Origin of the sequence: Micromonospora sp. NPDC051296, from assembly GCF_040682255.1 — a bacterium.
In the GTDB taxonomy this organism is placed as follows: Bacteria; Actinomycetota; Actinomycetes; order Mycobacteriales; family Micromonosporaceae; genus Micromonospora; species Micromonospora craterilacus.
This window is the reverse complement of record NZ_JBFBAO010000092.1, coordinates 1-19,275: the sequence shown is the minus strand read 5'-3', so window position 1 is coordinate 19,275 and position 19,275 is coordinate 1. Positions and strand designations below refer to the sequence as shown.

Sequence of the window (19,275 nt, the reverse complement as noted above, 5' to 3'; positions counted from 1 at the left end):
GGAGGCGATCGCGATGGCCGGGATGGTGAGGCCGATGCTGGCCATGGCGGAGCCGAGGGAGAGGTTGAGGCTGATCTGTACCCGGTCGCGGCGGGCGGCGCGAGCCGCGGCGAGCGTCTCCGGCAGCAGTACCAGCAACGCGATGATCACGCCGACGAAAGCCGGGGGCAGGTTCACTGCGGCGACGCCGGACTCGATGGCGGGCGAGACCGATTTGGCATCCCCGACCACGGCGACCAGGGCGACCAGGAGCAGGCCGAGGCTGGCCAGAGCGCGGCGGGTCGACGGCGGGTCGGCGTGTACCTCCTCGGGGAGGACCTCGCCCTTGCGGTCGACGGGCAGGAAGTAGTCGCGGTGGCGTCCGGTCTGCACCATCACGAACAGGGCGTACAGGGCCAGCGAGACCACCGCGGCGAAGGTGAGCTGGGCAGGGCTGAACTCCGGGCCGGACCGGCCGATGGTGAAGGTCGGCACGACCAGGCACAGGGTGGCGAGGGTGGCCACGGTGGCCAGGGCGCCGCCGGTGCCTTCGGGGTTGAACACGGCCAGGCGTCGGCGTAGCGCGCCGATCAGTAGGGACAGGCCGAGGATGCCGTTACAGGTGATCATCACGGCGGCGAAGACGGTGTCCCGGGCCAGCGACGCCGTCTTCTCTCCGCCGCTGATCATCAGGGTGACGATCAGGGCGACCTCGATGACGGTGACCGCGACCGCGAGGACGAGTGATCCGTACGGCTCGCCGACCTTGTGCGCGACCACCTCGGCGTGATGCACCGCCGCCAGCACCGCGCCGGCCAGGAACAGGGCGACCACGATCACCAGGACGCCGCCGAGTTTTCGGTTCCAGGTGAACGCCAGCACCACGAGGGCGGCGATCGGTACGGAAACGGTCCAGTCGGTCATGGTGCGGCGCAGGGCGAGCATGACCGCTATCCTGCCAGCGACATGATCATGGGCGGCGACCTGGCCGGGAGTTCCCGCCACCGCCCGGGTTGCGGTGGCACGGTTCCGGACGGGGCTCCGGGGCGAGCGACGCGGGTCAGCCGCTGGTGGCGGGCTTGGGATCTTGTTGGCGGGGACCGGGTTCGGGCATAGGGTGTCGATCATGCAGGCGGTGGCGTTGGAGGTGGAACGTCCGCGCCGTGATGTCGGACGTGTCGTCGATCTGCTGCTGTGGGGCGCGACCATCGTCTCCGCGCTGCTCGCCGCGCTTGCCCACTACGGCGGCGCGTCGGCGGTCCTGCAGTTCTTCGGCACGCTGGGTGCCATCACCCTCGCCTCAGCGGTGCTCGGCCGGTCGCTGGACCAGCTCGGTGGACGGATGCGCCCGGCGGCCATCGGCACCTTCCAGGCCGTGGTCGGCAACCTGCCCGAACTCATTATCTGCATCTTCGCGCTGCGTGCCGGCCTGGTCACCGTGGTCCAGGCCGCGTTGATCGGATCAGTGCTCAATCTGCTGCTGCTCGGCAACGGGCTGGCGTACCTGAGTGGTGGGCTGCGCAACGGGACGATGACCATCGACGGCAGACACGCCAAGGTCACCCGGGTCATGCTCGTGCTGCTGATGGCCACCCTGATCACCCCGGCGATCGCGGTCAACCTCGGCACCCCCGCCGCGCAGCACACCAACGCCGTCTCCTACGTCGTGGCGATTGCCCTGCTCACCGTCTTCCTCGTCTCCCTGCCGTTCCGCCTCGGCAAGGGCGCCGACGCGCCACCCCCGGTGCACAACGGAACCGGCGAGGCCAAGGTCGGGACCTGGCCACTGCCCCGCGTGCTGATCCTGGTCGCCGCGGCCGGGCTGCTCATCGCCATCGAGGCGGACTGGCTCACCCAAGCCCTGCTGCCGGCGACCGAGGCGATGAACCTCAACGCCGCCTTCGTCGGCCTCTTCCTGGTGGCGACGGTCGGCAACCTGTCGCAGCTCGCCCCGGCGGTCCAGCTCAGCCTGCGCGGTGACGCCGACACCGCCACCGCGATCACCATGGAGGGCGCGCTACAGGTCGCGCTGATGCTCGCTCCGGTGCTGACCCTTATCGCACCCCTGCTCGGCGCCGGTGAGTTCACGCTGATCTTCCCGCCGTTGCAGATCGTCGCCGTGATCGTCGCGGCCCTGCTCGTCGTCTTCGTCACCATCGACGGCACGGTGAACCATCTCGAAGGGCTGGCGCTCGTCGCCCTCTACACCGTGCTCGGCTCACTGTTCTGGTGGGGCTGAAGCCGTACGCGCGGGAAGACCTCGGGCCGGGGCGGTAACCCGCTGGGCGTCCCGGCGGCGGCCCGGCATGATGGCCGGGAGCGACGGGGAGGTGCGGATGCAGATCGAGATCGCACTCCTGCGCGGTGCCCGGACCGTGCTGCTGGTCGAGGGGGCCAGCGACCTGGTCGCGGTGCAGACCCTCGCGGTACGCCGGGGGCGGGACCTGGCCGGCGAGGGCGTCCGGGTGCTGCCGATGGGCGGTGCCACCAACATCGGGCACTTCCTCGAGCTGCTCGGTCCCCGGGGCCGCGGGCTGCGGCTGGCCGGCCTCTACGACGCGGCCGAGGAGGGCTTCGTCCGGCGCGGACTCGACCGGGCCGGGCTCGGCGCCGCCGCGTCCGCCGGCCGGATCGCCGAACTCGGGTTCCACGTCTGCGTCCGCGACCTGGAGGACGAACTGATCCGGGCCCTCGGCACCGACGGCGTGCAGGAGGTGCTGGCGGCCGAGGGCGACCTGCGCTCGTTCCGGCTATTCCAGCGGCAACCCGCGCAGCAGGGCCGGGAACTGACCGCTCAGCTGCGTCGCTTCATCGGCACCCGGTCCGGCCGCAAGGAGGCGTACGCCCGGCTGCTGGTGCACGCCCTCGACCTGGACCGGGTTCCGCGCCCGCTGGACGGGGTGCTCGCCTCGGCGGCGCCACCGGTAGACGGGTGGTAGTTCACCACTTCGGCAGCATCGAGCCGGGCAACCTGCCGCCATACCGGTAGGTCACGCACATCACGTCCCGGTCGCCGTCGGCCCATGTCTCGACGGTCGGCATGATCGGATAGAAGCGCAGCCCCCGGCCCCGGTCATCAGGCCAGGTCTGATCGAAGAGTTGACGGCAGGCGCGCCAGGCGAACTCGTTCAGCGCCGCCGGATCCCACGCCGCGTGGTCGTCGGCGTGCACGAAACCGTACGACTGGTTGTCCGCGGTCTGGGCACACGGCCGGTACAGGATGACGACGCCGCCCGCCTCCGGCCGGTCGGCCGGGTCGTCGAAGCACTCGCCGCCCTCGATGTCGAGGATGCCCGGCGTCTGCGCGGTGATGAAGTTCTCGTCCTTGACGACGGCGGAACTCTGGGTGGAACTGCCGACCAGCGTGCCGAGCAGACCTGCCGTACAGAGCAGCGCAGCGCCACCACGCAGCAGGCGGTGCCGGAGGGTCAACGCTCGGTGGGTGTCGATGTCCTGATTGGTCATAGCGCTGCCGATCGTAGGAACGAAACCCTGAACGGCAGCCATCCGTGGGTGTCGGGTGCGTGACCTGGAAGCCAACACTTCCTGGTCATGCCGCCGTTCTGGCGGAGTGTTCACGTGCCGGAAAGGATCTTGTAGTCAACCGGTCGGGCGGGACTGGGCGAATGACGACGGCCCGTCGGCGCCAGGCGACCGACGGTGCTGTCCACCTCCTCATTGAAGGGCGACCAAAGTCTTGACCGACCAGACGTTCCCCTGGCGCATCGGATCCCGTCGGGCGAAGATCGTGGCGATCGGTGCCGCGGCTCTGCTCGCCGGCGGCGTGGCCATCAGCCCCGCCGCCTTCGGTGATGCCCCGCCAGCCAAGTTCCCGGCTGCCGAGATCCACAAGCCGTCTCCCATGCCGGACCGGATCATGCTCACCCCGACCACCACGCCGGCCACGTCGCAGCGGGTCACCTGGCGTGCCCAGGCCCCTGCGGAGTGGGCCCGGGCCGAGATCCTTGAGGCCCCTCGGGCTCTCGGTGACGTCGCCCCGCCGTCCGGCGCGGTAACCCGGCTGTCCGCCCTCTCCAGCACCCCGGTGAACACCTCGCTCGGGTACGCCTCGACCTACCACACGGTCGAGTTCACCGACCTGAAGCCGAACACCCGCTACACCTACCGGGTCGGCGACGGCACCAACTGGAGCGAGTGGATCGACTTCACCACCGCCGCCGGCAACTTCGAGCCGTTCTCGTTCATCTACTACGGTGACGCGCAGAACTACATCGACTCCGCCGTGCCGCGGGTGTTCCGGCAGGCGTTCGCCGACCGGCCGCAGGCCAAGGCGATCGTCAACGCCGGTGACCTCATCGACAACGCGAACAGCGAGGAGCAGTGGGGTCAGTGGTACAAGGCCGGTAGCTTCATCGACGGCCAGATCAACAACATCTCGGTCCCGGGCAACCACGAGTACAGCGGTGGCCTGTCGCAGTTCTGGCGGCCGCAGTTCCCGTACCCGGACAACGGCCCGGGCAACGCGGAGCTGAAGCAGACCGTCTACTACGTCGACTACCAGGGCGTGCGCTTCATCGCCCTGGACTCGAACTACCAGAGCAACAGCACGCTGATGGCCGCGCAGACCGCCTGGCTGGAAGGCGTGCTGAAGGACAACCCCAACAAGTGGACCGTGGTGACCTTCCACCACCCGGTCTACTCGACCACCGGCACGCGGAACAACCCGAACGTCCGCAACCAGTGGGGTCCGCTGTTCGAGAAGTACGGTGTCGACCTGGTGCTCCAGGGCCACGACCACTCGTACGGCCGGGGCAACGTGACGACCGCCCGCAAGACGGCGGCCGTGCACAACAGCACGGTGTACGCCGTGTCGGTCTCCGGCGGCAAGATGTACGCGCTCAACAACGGTCAGAACTGGACCGGTAACGGTGCCGAGGTGACCAGCACCAGCCAGAACACCCAGCTCTACCAGCTCATCGACGTCGAGCAGGACACCCTGCGGTTCGAGGCGCGCTACGCCAACGGTGAGCACCACGACGGGTTCCTCATCCGGAAGAACGACGCCGGTGAGCGCACCGTCAACGAGCTGCGTACGGCGGAGAACACCGTCGGTGAGCACGTCGTGGTCGACAAGACCACCGTCGCGGTCAAGGGCGAGGTCACTGTCTCCGCGTACGGCTACGACCCGGGTGAGAATGTCGCCGTCCAGCTGCGTAAGGCCGGCGACGGCCGCAACGTGGCCGGCAAGGACGAGATTTTCATCGCCAACCTGAAGGCGGACGAACTGGGCCGGATCAGCTACGTGCTGACCGTGCCGGCGACCGCCAAGGCGGACAACACCTACGAGGTGTTCCTGTCCAGCGTCAACCAGGAGATCACCAGCCCGATCCTCACGTTGACCAAGTAGTTCCCACCCTGGGTGCGGGGCTCGCCCGACGAGCCTCGCACCCAGGGCCTTCCGGAGAAGACAATGAATTACCGAATTCTCGCCGGGGTGCTGCTCGCCAGCGGGGCGGCGCTGGCCGCGACGATCGGCACGGTTACGCCCGCCGCCGCCCATCCCTTCGGTCCACCCTCGCTGGCCCGGGCTGCCGTCGACGGCACCCGGGTCGACATCTCCTGGCAGCCCGCCGAGGACGACTGGGTCGCACTCGGCCAGTCGCTCGGCGCGTTCGAGGACCCGACCACCGGCCCGGTCGCCACCCAACTCACCGGCGAGCAGAAGTTGCAGGGCTCCAGCGCGGTCCGCGACTACCTCCACGAGCGGATCACGGTCAGCCAGGACGGCCGGCCCTGCCGGGGGGAACTCAAGCCGCTGGACGGCCTGCTGGCCCAGGGTGCCCGCCTGACCTTCGACTGCCCCGCCCCGGTGAGCACGCTCGACATCACGTTGACCGCGCTGACCGACCTCAACCAGGCCTATCGCACGGTGCTGCGCGCCGAGTCGGCGACGCCCGCCGAGTCGCTGTACACCGCGACCGACGGCACCCACCAGGTCGACTTCACGCAGTCGGGCGGAGGGCTGCCTCCGGCCGCCGGGCTGGCCGTCGGGGTCACGGCCGCCGGTGGGCTCGGCGCGCTGCTTGTTGTCCTGTCCCGACGACGTACCCGGAGCGCAGCATGAACGGCCTGAGCGGGCTCGACGAGCGACTGCTGGCCCTGTTCGACAACACCGCCCTGTTCTGGTTGGCCCTGGTCGTGGCGGTGGGTGTGGGCGCCGCGCACGCCGTGGCACCCGGGCACGGCAAGAGCATCACCGCCGCCTACCTGGTCGGTACGCGGGGCCGCTACCGGGACGCGCTTCGGCTGGGCGTCATCGTCGCGGTGATGCACACCTTCTCCGTCCTGGTGCTGGCGCTGGCCTGGACCGGACTGAGCGGCGTGGCCAATCTCGGCACGAAGACGATCACCGCCGGTCTCCAGGTGCTCGCCGGGTTCGTGGTGATCGGCGTCGGCGTGCACCTGATCCGTCGTCACCTGCGCCGGCACCGGCACGGCCACCACCATCACCACCATGACCACGACGGCGAGCACGGCCACCACCACCACGACGACCATGCCGGCGACCATCACCACCACCATGACCCGGTCGACCCGTGGTCGCGTCGGGGTCTCATCGCGCTCGGCCTCAGCGGCGGGCTGCTGCCCTCCCCGTCGGCCTTCCTCATCCTGGTCAGTGGGCTGCTGACCGGCCGCTCCGTCGGCGCGGTGGTGATCGTGCTCGCGTTCGGAGCGGGGATGGCGCTGACCCTGACCGGTGTGGGAGTGCTGACCATCCGGGGCACTGCGCTGCTGGCCGGCCAGACCAAGAGGTGGGCCCTGGCGTCCAGCGTGTCGGCATGGACGCCGGCGATCGCCGGAGCGGCGGTCTGTCTCGGCGGCTGCCTCTACGTCGCCGCCGCCGTCTCCGCGCTAACCGCCTAGCGGCACCATGACCGGGGCGAACCGGAACAGCGACGCGGTGACGCTCGGGACTGACAGGGCGACGGGCACAGGGCTACGGTCGGCCAGGTGACCCGACATCTGCTCGTGCCGGGCCGAGGGATCCCCCGACCGGAGCACTGGCTGCGCGGGCTCGCCGAGGCTCACCCGGAGTACCGCTGGGCGCCCGAGCCGCCTGGCCCGCCGCTGGTCCTGAAAGACCGGGTGGCGGCGCTGCACGCGGCGGTCAGCGAGTCGGCGGAGCCGGCGGTACTCATCGCGCACAGCGCCGGCTGCATCACCACTGTCGGGTGGGCCGCCGACCACGCTGGTCCGGTACGCGGCGCCCTGCTCGTCACGCCGCCGTACATCGACGGATTCGAGCCGGACGACCCGTCGGACCTGCCCTGGCGGGTGCCGCGCCGCCGGCTGCCGTTCCGCACCGTGCTGGTCGCCAGCCGCACCGACCCCTACACGACCTTCGCCCAGTTCGAGCAGTTCGCCGACGACTGGGGTGCCGAACTGGTGGACGCGGGCGACGTCGGGCACCTCGACAGTGCGAGCGGTTTCGGCCCCTGGCCGGAGGGCGAGCGGCTGGTCAGCGAACTCGGCTGAGCGCTGCGCGGCGCGTCCGCCAGCAGCCCGGGGGGCTGGCCCAGGTCCCGCTGTCAAAGAGTCAGGCCGTCCAGCAGGCGGGCCAGGCCGAACTCGAACCAGCGGGCCAACTCCCGGTCCACCTCCTCGTCCGACGTCGGTCGGGCGGCGGTCAGCCAGGGGCGTCCGCGCGTACGTCCGGTGCGCTCCAGCCGGGCGAAGGTCTGTGACCACCAGCTCTCCCAGCTGGCGTTGCCGGCCGCACGCTCGGCGTGCTCGGCGGTGTGCAGCAGCGCCATGCCCTGCACGTAACCGCTCAGCGCTAGGTATCCGGCGAGCGCGTCGGGCGGGTCGTACCCGGCGGCGATGAGGACGCCCACGGTGTCGTCGACCATCGCCAGCACCGCCGGGCCGGTCGGCGGGCGGGTGCTCGCGAGGACGGCCAGCAACCAGGGATGCCGACGGTAGAGGGACCACTCCCGGTGGGCGAATCGTTCGAGCCGCTCGCGTGGGGTCCGGCGGACATCGTCGGGAGCCTGCCGGGCGCCGAGCACCTGCTCGGCCATCGCGGCGAGCAGATCGTCCCGGTTGCGTACCCATCGGTAGACGCGGTCCGGTGTGAGCCCGGCGCGGCGCGCGACGGCGCGTACCGACACCGCGTCCAGGCCGGCCGCGTCGGCCAGCTGCACCGCGACGCGGACCAGCTCGTCCCGGGTGGTCGCGGCGCTGTTTGCTCCCGGCGTGCCGGCCGGCCCACGGTGCGGCGCGGTACGGCCCCGATCCCGACGGCGGCGGTAGGCCCGCGCCTGGCAGCTACGCGAGCAGTAGCGCCGGGGCCGTCCCCGGCCGGAGTGCGGCGGCAGGCCGGTGCCGCACTCGACGCACCCCGGTCCGGCCATCCAGCCCACTTTCGTCACCGCTACCGACGTGACGAAACTACTCCCCGTCGCGGTACCGGCCGACCAGTATCGAGGGTGTCCCGCCCGATATCGAGGAGGCCCTGGTGTCCCCTGCTGCCGCCGTGCGCGTGCGTCGCGCCGTACCCGCCGAGACCGATGTCCTCGTGCCCGCCTGCGCGGTCGCGTTCGCCGACGAGGCCGTGCTGTCCTGGGTGATCCCCGACCCGGCGGGCCGGGCCGCCCGCGCGGTGCCGATGTTCCAGGAACTGCTGGCCGTAGCGGTCCGCGATGACCAGGTCATCGTCGCCGAGCTGCCGGACGGTGCCATCGTCGGGATGTCGGTGTGGCTGAGCCTGGCCGACGCCGCGGCCCGGCACCGGCAGGCCGCGCAGTTGGCGGAGTTCCCGGTCGAGGTGGACGCGGTCGGGCAACGGCTGGCGGCGGTCAGCGACACGGTGGACGCCCACCGCCCACTGGATCCGCATGTGTATCTCGCGTCGATGGGCGTTCGGCCGGACCTGCGGGGCCGTGGCGTCGGCGGCGCGATCCTCGCCGAGGGCCTGCGGGCCGCGGACGCCGAGGGCCTGCCGACGTACCTCGAAGCCTCCACCGAGCAGAGCCGCCGGCTCTACCTGCGCCACGGCTTCCACGACCACGGGCGACCGCTGGCGCTGCCCGATGGCGGCCCGGTGCTGAGGCCGATGTGGCGGCCCGCGCCGGACGGTCGTCGTTGAGGCCCCGTCGGGTCGAAGATGAGGTTCTCCGGCTGTCCGGTTGGCCGGTCCGCCGTTCGTCATGACGGTGAAACGTCGTCACGATGATGGAAACAGGGAGGCCCTGACGTGAAGTACATGATGTTGGTCTGCACCGACGTGGAGCCGGACCCGGAGCCCGGGAACTACCCCGACGTCGAGGTGTGGGTGGCGGAGAACGACGCCGCCGGCCGGCGCCTGCAGGGTGCCCAACTGGCACCGGCGTCGGCCGCCACCACGGTACGGGTTCGCAACGGCCAACTCCTCGTCTCCGATGGCCCGTTCGCCGAGGTCAAGGAGATGATCGTCGGCTTCGACCTGCTGGAGTGCGCGGACCTGGACGAGGCGATCGAGGTCGCCCGCGCGCACCCGATGGCCTGGGCCGGTCGGATAGAGATCCGGCCGTTCGCCGACGTCGATCAGTGATCGACCCGGACCAAGCCGCGAGGTCCAACGGGGGCGCGGCTCGTCGGGCACCGGCCGACCGGGCCACGAACGGCAACGGGGGTACGGCGGCGGGCCGGGCCGCGGCGGCGCAGGCCGTCGCGGCCACGGCCGTCGACGCGTACCCGCGGATCGTCGCGGCGTTGATCCGGATCACCGGTGACTGGACCCTGGCCGAGGACTGCGCGCAGGAGGCCCTGGCCCGGGCGTTGGACCGCTGGCCGGTGGAGGGCGTGCCGGCCAATCCGGGCGGCTGGCTGATGACGGTGGCCCGCAACCGGGTCCTCGACGTGCTGCGGCGGGCCTCGGTCGAGCGGCGCAAGCTGCGCGAACTGGCGGTGCTGGCGCTCACCGCCGCGACCACGGAACCGGCCGAGGAGGTCGTGGACGACCGACTTCGGCTCATCTTCACCTGCTGCCATCCGGCGCTCGCGCTGGAGGCCCGGGTCGCGCTGACCCTGCGAACGATCTGTGCGGTACCGACCGCCGACATCGCCCGGGTCTTCCTGGTCAGCGAGTCGACGATGACCCGCCGGCTGACCCGCGCCAAGACGAAGATCGCCGATGCGCGAATCCCGTACCGGGTGCCGCGCGGCGCGGCCCTCACCGAGCGGCTACCCGGCGTGCTGGCCGTGCTCTACCTGCTGTTCACTCAGGGATACGACGCGGACGGGGAGCCGGCGTTCGCCGACGAGGCGATCCGGCTGGCTCGGCTGCTGGTCCGCCTCATGCCGGACCAGTCGGAGGCGCTGGCATTGCTCGCGCTCTTCCTGTTGCAGCACTCCCGCCACGCGGCCCGGCGGGACCCGAACGGTGACCTGGTCCCGCTCGACCAGCAGGACCGGTCGCGCTGGGACCAGGCCGCGATCGCCGAAGGCGTACGCCTGCTCGGTGGACTGCCGCACCACGGCCCGTACGCGTGGCAGGCCCGGATCGCGGCCTGCCACGCCACCGCTTCCCGCGCCGAGGAGACCGACTGGCGGCGGATCGCCGAGTGCTACGACCAGCTCGTCCGGCTCCAGCCGACCCCGGTGGTCGCGCTCAACCGGGCCGTGGCGCACGGATACGCGTACGGACCGGCGGTCGGGCTGGCCCGGCTCGCCGAGGCCCGGGCCGGCGGCGCGCTCGACGACTATCCGCTGGCCCTCGCCGTGGAGGCGGACCTCGTCGCCCGGCAGGGCGACGGCCAGCGGGCGGCGGCGCTGTTCCGCGCGGCGGCGGCCCGAACGCCCGGCGAGGCCGAGCGCCGCGCCCTGCTCGATCGGGCCAGGTCCGGCCCGGCGGTCGGGCCTTCGTAGCCGCGACAAGAGGTACGAATCAGGGTGTAACCCCGCGCGGGACAGCGGATTCCATGTCGAGCGGTCGATACTGCGGATGTGGTGAGACTGGCCCGGATACTGGTGATGGTGGTGCTCGCGTCGGTGGTGACGGCCTGTGACGGCGGGGCGCCTCCGGCGCCGAGGGCACCCACCCCGGCGGCGACGATCTCCCCGTCGGAGTCGGCTGGCGAGTTCCCAGCGCCACCGCTCCGGTTGCCCACCGTGGCGCCCGGTGAGTCCTGCCCGGTCACCGAGCCGCATCGCTGGTCCAACCCCGACCAAGCGGGCCGGGTGCTCGGACCCGGCCCGCTCTACCCGGTCGCCGACTACTTCACCGACGGTGCGCTCCGGCTGCGCGACGAGGACCGGCAACAGGACGGCAGGTACGTGAAGAAGGTCCGGTGGATCGGATCCGGCTACACCGGCCCGGTGCTGGTGCGGGCGGGGCGGATCGACGGCCCGGGCACCGCCGCGGCGCAGTTCTCCTACCTCGGCGAGTCCCGTGACGATGGGCACCACGCAGTGCTCACCAACCCGGCGAACGACCTGCCGGGCACCACGACGGTCGGCGGTCCGGGCTGCTACGCGTACCAGGTCGACGGGGCTTCGTTCAGCCTGACCATCGTGTTCCGTGCGCTCCCGGAGGCGACAGCCACCCCGTCGACGAGGTGAGCACCCTCACCGCTGGTACGCCGCCAGCAGCTCGGTCACCTGGCCGGGATCGAGTTCACGGCCCTGGCGGGCGGCGGCGGCGAAGGGTTCGGGGCCCGCCGCCGCCCGCAGCGCGGTGCGTACCTGCGGCGCATGCACCGGATCGGTGCGTTCCGGGTCGAAGCCGAGCGTGGCCGACATCGCGTCGAGAGCGCCCAGCACGGTCGCGCCGTCGACCGCCGGGTCCCGCCCGGCCGGCGCGTCGCCGGTGCCGGCGATCCGGGCCAGCGCGCCGGCCGTGGTGTGGGCGACCATCATCCAGGAGGTGACGTCGCCCGCGTCCTGCCGGTGCGCCAGCGTCGCCGCACCGAGTCCGGCCGCGGCGGCGGGCCGGTCCCGGGCCAGCTCGGCCCGCATCAGGGACCAGGCGGCATTGCTGGCGGCGAAGTCGTGACCACAGGCCACCGCCGTCCGCCAGCCGTCCGTGAGGTGCCCGGCGGCCGCCTCCGCGCCCCGGGTGAGGAGCACCACCAGCCCCAACGAGGTGCGTACCTCCGCCCGCACCCAGTCCAGCCCGGTCTGCTCGGCCAGCCGCATCGCGGCCTCCGCCCGGTCGAGCGCCCGCTGCGGGTCGTCGCCGGCCAGCACCGCGAAGTGCGCCGCGTAGCCGCCGCACCGGGCCCGGGTGGCCTGGTCGCCGGCCCGCTCGGCGTGCGCGGCGGCGGCGCTCATCAGCGAGTACGCCGCAGCGACGTCACCGGCGAGGTAGCGCAGCCCGGCGCGGGCGAGCAGGGCGCGGGCGGTGAGCCGGAAGTCGACGTCGCCGGACCGGTCGGCGGACTCCAGCAGTTCGCCGAGCAGCCCACCGCCCTCGTCGATCGCTCCCCATCGGTACCAGAACCAGATCAGCGCCCCGACCAGCCGCAGGCCGGTCACCGTGTCCCCGGCTTCCCGGGCGGTGGCGAAGGCGGCCCGGACGTTGTCCCGTTCCGCGCCCATCCGGGCGGTCCACCACGCGGCCCGGCCGCTGACCATCCCCGTCTCGGCGGTTTCCGCCAGGTCGCGCATCCAGAGCAGATGGGCACGGCGGGCCGCGGCTCGCTCCGCGGGCTGCGCCGCCTGCTCGGCGAAGGCGCGGACCGGCTCCAGCAGCCGGTACCGGTCGTCGCGATCGCGGAGCACCAGCGAGCGGTCGGTGAGGTCGCCGACCCGCAGCACGGTGCCGGATAGGTCCACGGTGGACACCTCCGCGTCGGCCGGCCGGGAATCCTGCGCGTCAGTCGGCCCGGCGTCGAGCCGCCCGGCCAGGTCGGCGACCGCGTCGAGGGTGAACCCACCGGAGAAGACGCTGACCGTCCGGAGCAGTCGCTGCTCCTCCGGTTCGAGCAGGTCGTACCCCCAGGCGAGGGCGGCGGTGAGGGAACGGTGCCGGACGGGACCGTCGCGCCGGCCGCCGGCCAGCAGCGTCGACCGGTCGGCCAGGCTGGCGGCGAGCACGTCCAGCGGCAGGACCCGGGAGCGCGCCGCGGCGATCTCCACCGCGAGCGGCAGGCCGTCCACCGCCGCGCAGATCCGCCGGACCAACCGTCGGTCGGCGTCCTTGATCCGCCAGCCCGGCCGGGCGGCCCGGGCCCGGCTGACGAACAGCTCCACCGCATCCGGCAGCGGTAGCGGGCCCACCTCGGCGACCACTTCACCGGCCACCCGCAGCGGCTGCTGGCCGGTGGCCAGTACCCGGATCCCCGGGGCGGTGCCGAGCAGGGTGGCGACCAGCCGAGCCGTCTCCTCCGCCAGGTGCTCGCAGTTGTCGAGCACGAGCAGTGCCTCCCAGCCGTGCAGCACGGCGGCGAGCGTGTCGAGGCTCTCGATGCCGACCAGACCCAGCGCGCCGGCCACCGTCGCCGCCACCAGCTTCGGATCGCGTACCGGGGCCAGTTCGACCAGCCACGGCCCGGTCGCGGCGGGCGGGGCGGCCCGGGCCAGATCCAGCGCGAGCCGCGTCTTGCCCACCCCGCCCGGCCCGACCAGGGTGACCAGTCGGTGCCGCGCCAGCAGGTCGGCCAGGTCGGCCAGCTCGGTTCGCCGCCCGACCAGCTCGTCCACCGGTGCGGGGAGTCGGCCCGGCGGCGGGGCGCCGGTGACCCGGATCGCGGCGGAATCGGCGGCGGTGCCCAGCCCGGGCGCCTGGGCCAGCATGTCCGACTCCAGCTGCTGCAGCCGGTCGCCCGGGTCGATGCCGAGTTCCTCGGCCAGCTGGTGACGGGCGGTGCGCAGGGTGGCCAGCGCATCGCCCTGCCGGCCGGCCCGGTACTGCGCCAGCGCCAGCAGTTCCCACAGCCGCTCATCCAGCGGGGTCTCCTCGACCAGCGTGGCGAGTGGGGCGATGGCGGCGGAGTGCTCGCCGAGGGCGATGCTGGCGGCGTGCCGGTCGGCGACCGCCGTGGCTCGGATCCGCTCCAGCCGGGCGGCGTGGACGAGCAGGGGCGGGGCATCGACGATGTCCTCGTACGGGCGGCCACGCCAGGAGGGCAGCACCGCATCCAGCGCCGTGGCCGCCGCACCTGGGCGGTTCGCCACCAGGGCCGCGTGCGCCTCGACCGCAACCCGCTCGAACCGGTCGGCGTCGACACTGGCGGGGCGCAGGCGTAGCGCGTACCCGGAGCCGTTCCAGACCACCCGCCGGGCGGCGGCGCGGGCGGCCCGGCCCGGCTCGAGCAGCCGGCGCAGCAGCGCGACGTACCCCTGCAGGGTGTTGCTCACCGCCGGCGGCGGGCTGTCCGGCCAGACCTGCTCGATCAACGTCGACGCGGGCACCGCCCGCCCGCCCGCCGCCACCAGCAGCGCCAGCACGGCGCGCGGTCGTGGCCCGCCGACCTTGACCTCTGCGCCGTTGACCCGCAACCGCAGCGGGCCGAGCACCGACACCTCCACGTCCTCCATGCACGCTCCGTCCCTCACCCGATGTCACCGATACAGGCGCGCGAGGCAAGCGCAATCGTTGCCGGGCCGCCTGTCGCCCATCCGACGGCTCGGGGCCGCCCGCCGTTCCGCTGCGGCAGGGCTGCCTGGTGGCGGCCGTTGATGTGAGACCGGGGCGGAGGTCCGGCGGGCTTGGATGTAGCGCAGCTCACGGACGGTGGCGTCGAAACGTCGGCGTGGTTTCATGGGCGCATGGCGAACCCGGTGATTCTCTCGATCGACGACGACCCGGCGGTCTCCCGGGCGGTCGCCCGGGACCTCCGCCGCCGCTACAGCGACCGGTACCGGGTGGTTCGCGCCGGTTCCGGGCCGGAGGCGCTGGAGGCGCTGCGGGAGGTCAAGCTGCGCGGCGAGCAGGTGGCACTGCTGCTGGCCGACTACCGGATGCCGGAGATGACCGGCATCGAGTTCCTGGAAGCCGCGATGGATCTCTTCCCGGCGGCACGACGGGTGCTGTTGACCGCGTACGCGGACACCGGCGCCGCGATCGACGCGATCAACCTGGTCGACCTCGACCACTATCTGCTCAAGCCCTGGCACCCGCCGGAGGAGAAGCTCTACCCGGTCGTCGACGCGTTGTTGGAGGCGTGGTCGGCCAGCCCGGACGCGGGTTCGACGGAGATCAGGGTGGTCGGTCACCGCTGGTCCGCCGAGTCCTTCGCGGTACGCGACTTCCTCGCCCGCAACCTGGTGCCGTACCGGTGGCTGCTGGTGGACGACCCGGAGGCCGGCCGGCTGCTCGCGGCGGCCGGGGTAACCGCGAGCGACGTTCCGCTGGTGGTCACCGCCGACGGCAAGGCGCTGGTGGCGCCGTCGGAGGCGGAGCTGGCCGGGTTGGTCGGTCTGACCGTCGCTCCGGCGGCGGACTTCTACGACCTGGTGGTCGTCGGGGGCGGTCCGGCCGGGCTGGGGGCGGCCGTGTACGGCGCGTCGGAAGGTCTTCGGACCGTGCTGGTGGAGCGGCTGGCCACCGGCGGACAGGCCGGGCAGAGCAGCCGGATCGAGAACTACCTCGGCTTTCCGGACGGCGTCTCCGGGGCACAGCTCACCGACCGGGCCCGCCGGCAGGCGTTGAAGTTCGGCGCGGAGCTGCTCAGCACCCGGGAGGTGGTCGGTCTGGAGGAGGCCGGCTCGGCGCGGCTGCTGCGCTTCAGCGACGGTGCGACGCTCGCCGCGCACGCGGTGGTGCTGGCGACCGGTGTGTCGTACCGGATGCTCGGCGCGCCCGGCCTGACCGACTTCACCGGCCGGGGCGTCTTCTACGGCTCGGCCGCCAGCGAGGCGCCCAGCTGCGTCGGCCAGGACGTGTACATCGTGGGCGGGGCGAACTCGGCGGGACAGGCGGCGGCGTACTTCTCCCGCTTCGCCGAACGGGTGCACGTGCTGATCCGCGGCGCGGACCTCACCGCGTCGATGTCCCGGTACCTCATCGACCAGCTCGCCCGCATCGACCAGGTGATCGTGCACCCGCACACCGAGGTGGTGGCTGCCGCGGGCGGCGAGCACCTGCAACAGCTGACGCTGCGGGACACCCGCACCGGCGAGCAGCGGGACGTGGACACGTCCTGGTTGTTCGTGTTCATCGGGGCCGAGCCGCGGACCGGGTGGCTGGACGGCACCGTGGTCCGCGACGACAAGGGATTCGTGATCACCGGACCGGACCTGGTCACCGGGGGGCGCCGACCACCGGGCTGGCCGCTGCCGCGCGACCCGTACCACCTCGAATCGAGCGTGCCGGGGGTGTTCGCCGCCGGTGACGTACGCGCGGCGTCGGTCAAGCGGGTGGCCTCCGCGGTCGGCGAGGGCGCGATGGCCGTGTCGCTGGTGCACCGGTACCTGGAGGCACAGTGACCACCGGGACGCCGGCTGCGGAGGCCGGTGGCCGGGCGCCGCAGCGGTTGGCTCCCGAGGAGGTCCGCACGCTGTTCCTGTTCGAGTCGCTCGACGCCGACCAGCTGACCTGGCTGGCCGAGCAGGGCCGGGTCGAGCGGCGAAACGCCGGTGACCTGGTCTACGCCGAAGGTGATCCGGCGGAGTGCTTCTTCGTCCTGCTCGACGGCACGGTACGGCTCTGCCGGACGGTCCACGGCGACCAGGTGGAGATCAACCGCACCGCCCAGCGCGGCGTGTACGGCGGCGCGACCCAGGCGTACCTGGGCGACGACCGGCAGTACCGCAACAGCATGTGGGCCCTCACCGACGCCGAGTTCTTCGTGCTGCCCGCCGAGAAGTTCGCGCACGCGGTGCGCTCCTGGTTCCCGATGGCGATGCATCTGCTGGAGGGGATGTTCGTCGGTATGCGGGACACCCAGACCCTGGTCGGCGAGCGCGAGCGTCTGCTGGCCCTGGGCTCCCTGTCGGCCGGGCTGACCCACGAGCTGAACAACCCGGCGAGCGCGGCGGTGCGGGCCACCTCCAGCCTGCGGGAGCGGATCGCCGGGATGCGGCACAAGCTCGCCCTGATCGCCGACGGCCGGATCGACAGCCGGCGGCTGCACGCCCTCGTGGCGCTGCAGGAAGAGGCGGTCGAGCGAATGGCGAAGGCGCGGCCGATGTCGCCCATGGAGACCAGCGACGCCGAGGACGAGCTGACCGACTGGCTGGACGACCAGGGCATGACCGCTGGTTGGGAGCTGGCGCCGACGCTGGTCAGCGCCGGGCTGGACATCGACTGGCTGGAACGGGTCGGGGTTGCGGTAGGTGCCGAGGACCTGGAGCCGGCGGTGCGGTGGCTGACCTACACGGTGGAGACCGAGCTGCTGATGCGCGAGATCGCGGACGCGGCCATCCGAATCTCCACTTTGGTCGGCGCGGCCAAGCAGTACTCCCAGCTGGACCGGGCGCCCTACCAGGTGGTGGACGTGCACGAGCTGCTCGACGCCACGCTGGTGATGTTCAAGGCGAAGGTCCCCGCCGGGGTCCGGGTCGTCAAGGAGTACGACCGGAGCCTGCCGGAGATCCCGGCGTACGCCGCCGAACTTAACCAGGTGTGGAGCAACCTGATCGACAACGCGCTCGGCGCGATGGGCGATGCGGGCACCCTGACCGTCCGCACCGGTCGCCTGGACGACCAGTTGATCGTCGAGATCGCGGACACCGGCCCGGGCATCCCGGAGGTGATCCGCCCCCGCATCTTCGAGCCGTTCTTCACCACCAAGCCGGTCGGCGAGGGGACCGGCCTGGGGCTGGACATCTCCTACCGGATCGTGGTCAACAAGCACCACGGCGACGTCCGGGTGTCGAGCGTTCCCGGAGACACCGTGTTCCGCGTCCTGCTGCCGATCAGCCCCGAGGAGCCGCCGGCCGGGTGACCCGTGCGCGGCGGCCAGGCCAGATCAGCACGGTGACCGGCGTGGCGGCGGCCACCACGGCGGCGGCCCAGAGCAGCGGGTTGGCCCGCAGTTCGGCGGGCAGCTGCTGGGCGAGGACGGACGCGCCCATCAGCACCACGAACCAGCCGAACGCCTTGCGCAGCAGCTCGGCCGGGACCGGTCCGGCGAGCCGGCCGCCGAGCAGGCTGCCGGGGGGTATTCGATTGGCCAGCCGGCGGAGCGGCGGCACCAATACGGGCGACCTTCGGTGCGTCAGGAGGACGTCGCCGAGCGGCCTACGGCCGTGGCTTCCCGACGCTCTGCCCGGCCTTCTTCTCGGGCCTTGGCGAGCAGTTGCGCGAGCCGCTGCCGGCGTCGCCGGGCGATGAACCGGACGGCGAGGACGAGCGCCACGAGGATGGCGACGAGGGCCAGTTGCGACCAGGGAAAGGTCCAGACCGTGACGGTGGTCGTGGTCTGCCGGATGTCGGCGTCGGCCGGGTTGCCGCTGACGATGGCGGGGGTCACGTCGACGGTTGTGCGTAGCGGGCCCAGTCCCCAGATTCCGGTGACGTGGGTGTTGATGTCGCGGCTGCCGCCGGGGAGTAGTTCCTCGACCTCGGCGGGGGCGTTCCGTTCCAGCAGGCCGAACAGTTCGGTGACGGTGGTACGGCCGTTCCCGGTCACCGCGACGTTGCCATCGTTGTTGGCGGTGTAGCTGAGTTCGATGCGACCGGTGGAGAAGGGGTTCCACGAGGGGTGGTAGTTGGCGGTGAGGTCGCTGATCGCCACGGCGGCGATGACGGTGCCGCTGGCCCGGAGCATGACCCGGAAGCCGACCCGGCTCTCGACGGCGACCGTGCCGCCGGTGCTGGTGACCGTCGCCGCGATACCGGCCGGGTGGTCGCCCGGCGTGGCGTCGTCGGGTGCGGTGATGGTGAACGGCACCACCTTGGTCTGCTTGGCCCCGACGGTGACCTTCTCCTGCACGTCGATCCAGGTCCCGCCGTCCACCGACTTCTCGCTGGACGGCAGCATGTTGAAGCGTCCCTTGTCGGTGAGGTAACCGTCGGCCGCCTTCAACGCGAAGACCACCGGGGAGTCGCTGAAGTTGCGCACCGCCAGATGCTCGGTCATTACCTGACCCGGGTCGAGCGTGGCCTCGATCCACCGGCGGCCGTCCGGGCCCTTCTGGTCGGCTGGCTGCACCGACCAGGTCACCGTCGGGCCGGTCGGCTCCGCCACTGCGGCGGTGGGCGCGATCGGCACGGTCACCAGCACCGCGGCCAGCGCGGCAAGCAGCCGCGGCAGCACTCGGGGCACAGTTCGGATCATGGCGGGTCCTCCGGCACAGAAAGGGGTGGCGGTGAAGGGGGCCACGTCGCCGCAGCCCCCTCACCAGTCCATCACTCGAACAGCGACAGGGTCAGCGTCGAGGTGTACGCACCCGCGGCGACGTCCGCCG

The 19,275-nt window shown here is 72.3% G+C and carries 18 protein-coding genes; 12 read left to right on the top strand and 6 right to left on the bottom strand.

Going from position 1 to position 19,275, the window contains the following annotated elements; all coding sequences use genetic code 11:
- Nucleotides 1-924: ionic transporter y4hA (locus AB0M52_RS12805; protein ID WP_363952688.1), on the bottom strand; the 924-nt coding region annotated here is incomplete at its 3' end.
- A 181-nt stretch (nt 925-1,105) separates the two neighbouring features.
- Between AB0M52_RS12805 and AB0M52_RS12800 the strand changes: the two genes are divergently transcribed.
- Together AB0M52_RS12800 and AB0M52_RS12795 are read left to right on the top strand one after the other, a co-directional pair.
- Nucleotides 1,106-2,218 carry a sodium:proton exchanger gene (locus AB0M52_RS12800; protein WP_363952686.1) on the top strand — a complete coding sequence of 371 codons (1,113 nt, stop codon included), beginning with the start codon at nt 1,106-1,108 and terminating at the stop codon, nt 2,216-2,218.
- Nucleotides 2,219-2,315: 97 nt separating this feature from the next.
- The gene (locus AB0M52_RS12795; protein ID WP_363952684.1) at nt 2,316-2,918 is read left to right on the top strand and encodes a TOPRIM nucleotidyl transferase/hydrolase domain-containing protein; all 603 of its coding nucleotides are present in this window, start codon (nt 2,316-2,318) and stop codon (nt 2,916-2,918) included.
- 1 nt (nt 2,919) lies between these two features.
- On the opposite strand, the gene AB0M52_RS12790 is transcribed toward AB0M52_RS12795, so the two are convergent.
- Nucleotides 2,920-3,444, bottom strand: coding sequence for a hypothetical protein (locus AB0M52_RS12790; RefSeq protein ID WP_363952682.1), 525 nt, complete (start codon nt 3,442-3,444; stop codon nt 2,920-2,922).
- Nucleotides 3,445-3,676: 232 nt separating this feature from the next.
- Here AB0M52_RS12790 and AB0M52_RS12785 point away from each other — a divergent pair, with 232 nt between their 5' ends.
- From AB0M52_RS12785 to AB0M52_RS12770, 4 genes are all read left to right on the top strand, one after another.
- Entirely contained in the window at nt 3,677-5,347 is a 1,671-nt protein-coding gene (locus AB0M52_RS12785) for a metallophosphoesterase family protein (protein ID WP_363952680.1), read from the top strand.
- 63 nt (nt 5,348-5,410) lie between these two features.
- A complete protein-coding gene (locus tag AB0M52_RS12780; RefSeq protein ID WP_363952678.1) occupies nt 5,411-6,064 on the top strand; it encodes a hypothetical protein in 654 nt (217 codons plus the stop codon).
- Nucleotides 6,061-6,864: a hypothetical protein gene (locus tag AB0M52_RS12775; RefSeq protein WP_363952676.1), complete on the top strand. Its 804-nt coding sequence runs from the start codon at nt 6,061-6,063 to the stop codon at nt 6,862-6,864. Before AB0M52_RS12780 ends, AB0M52_RS12775 begins: the two co-directional genes overlap by 4 nt.
- 87 nt (nt 6,865-6,951) lie before the next feature.
- A complete protein-coding gene (locus tag AB0M52_RS12770) occupies nt 6,952-7,476 on the top strand; it encodes an alpha/beta fold hydrolase (RefSeq protein WP_363952674.1) in 525 nt (174 codons plus the stop codon).
- 53 nt (nt 7,477-7,529) lie between these two features.
- Here the strand turns inward: AB0M52_RS12770 and AB0M52_RS12765 are convergent, their stop codons facing one another.
- Nucleotides 7,530-8,354, bottom strand: a complete 825-nt coding sequence (locus AB0M52_RS12765) for a TetR/AcrR family transcriptional regulator (RefSeq protein WP_363952672.1) — start codon at nt 8,352-8,354, stop codon at nt 7,530-7,532.
- A 104-nt stretch (nt 8,355-8,458) separates the two neighbouring features.
- Here AB0M52_RS12765 and AB0M52_RS12760 point away from each other — a divergent pair, with 104 nt between their 5' ends.
- The 4 genes from AB0M52_RS12760 to AB0M52_RS12745 all read left to right on the top strand — a co-directional run bounded on the left by AB0M52_RS12760 (nt 8,459) and on the right by AB0M52_RS12745 (nt 11,541).
- Complete coding sequence (locus AB0M52_RS12760) at nt 8,459-9,088, top strand: GNAT family N-acetyltransferase (protein ID WP_363952670.1); 630 nt, start codon at nt 8,459-8,461, stop codon at nt 9,086-9,088.
- Nucleotides 9,089-9,196: 108 nt separating this feature from the next.
- Entirely contained in the window at nt 9,197-9,532 is a 336-nt protein-coding gene (locus tag AB0M52_RS12755) for a YciI family protein (RefSeq protein ID WP_363952668.1), read from the top strand.
- Nucleotides 9,529-10,848, top strand: a complete 1,320-nt coding sequence (locus AB0M52_RS12750; protein WP_363952666.1) for a sigma-70 family RNA polymerase sigma factor — start codon at nt 9,529-9,531, stop codon at nt 10,846-10,848. The genes AB0M52_RS12755 and AB0M52_RS12750 overlap by 4 nt, the downstream gene beginning before the upstream one ends.
- A 78-nt stretch (nt 10,849-10,926) precedes the next feature.
- Nucleotides 10,927-11,541, top strand: a complete 615-nt coding sequence (locus AB0M52_RS12745) for a hypothetical protein (protein WP_363952664.1) — start codon at nt 10,927-10,929, stop codon at nt 11,539-11,541.
- Nucleotides 11,542-11,547: 6 nt separating this feature from the next.
- Here AB0M52_RS12745 and AB0M52_RS12740 read toward each other — a convergent pair whose 3' ends face one another.
- Complete coding sequence (locus AB0M52_RS12740; RefSeq protein WP_363952662.1) at nt 11,548-14,460, bottom strand: BTAD domain-containing putative transcriptional regulator; 2,913 nt, start codon at nt 14,458-14,460, stop codon at nt 11,548-11,550.
- A 231-nt stretch (nt 14,461-14,691) separates the two neighbouring features.
- Between AB0M52_RS12740 and AB0M52_RS12735 the strand changes: the two genes are divergently transcribed.
- Nucleotides 14,692-16,350 carry an FAD-dependent oxidoreductase gene (locus AB0M52_RS12735; protein ID WP_363952660.1) on the top strand — a complete coding sequence of 553 codons (1,659 nt, stop codon included), beginning with the start codon at nt 14,692-14,694 and terminating at the stop codon, nt 16,348-16,350.
- Nucleotides 16,347-17,810: an ATP-binding protein gene (locus AB0M52_RS12730; protein ID WP_363952658.1), complete on the top strand. Its 1,464-nt coding sequence runs from the start codon at nt 16,347-16,349 to the stop codon at nt 17,808-17,810. The genes AB0M52_RS12735 and AB0M52_RS12730 overlap by 4 nt, the downstream gene beginning before the upstream one ends.
- On the opposite strand, the gene AB0M52_RS12725 is transcribed toward AB0M52_RS12730, so the two are convergent.
- Both AB0M52_RS12725 and AB0M52_RS12720 read right to left on the bottom strand, forming a co-directional pair.
- Entirely contained in the window at nt 17,782-18,060 is a 279-nt protein-coding gene (locus AB0M52_RS12725; protein ID WP_363952656.1) for a hypothetical protein, read from the bottom strand. The genes AB0M52_RS12730 and AB0M52_RS12725 overlap by 29 nt on opposite strands.
- A gap of 23 nt (nt 18,061-18,083) precedes the next feature.
- A complete protein-coding gene (locus tag AB0M52_RS12720; protein WP_363952654.1) occupies nt 18,084-19,145 on the bottom strand; it encodes a DUF916 domain-containing protein in 1,062 nt (353 codons plus the stop codon).
- Nucleotides 19,146-19,275: the final 130 nt, after the last annotated feature.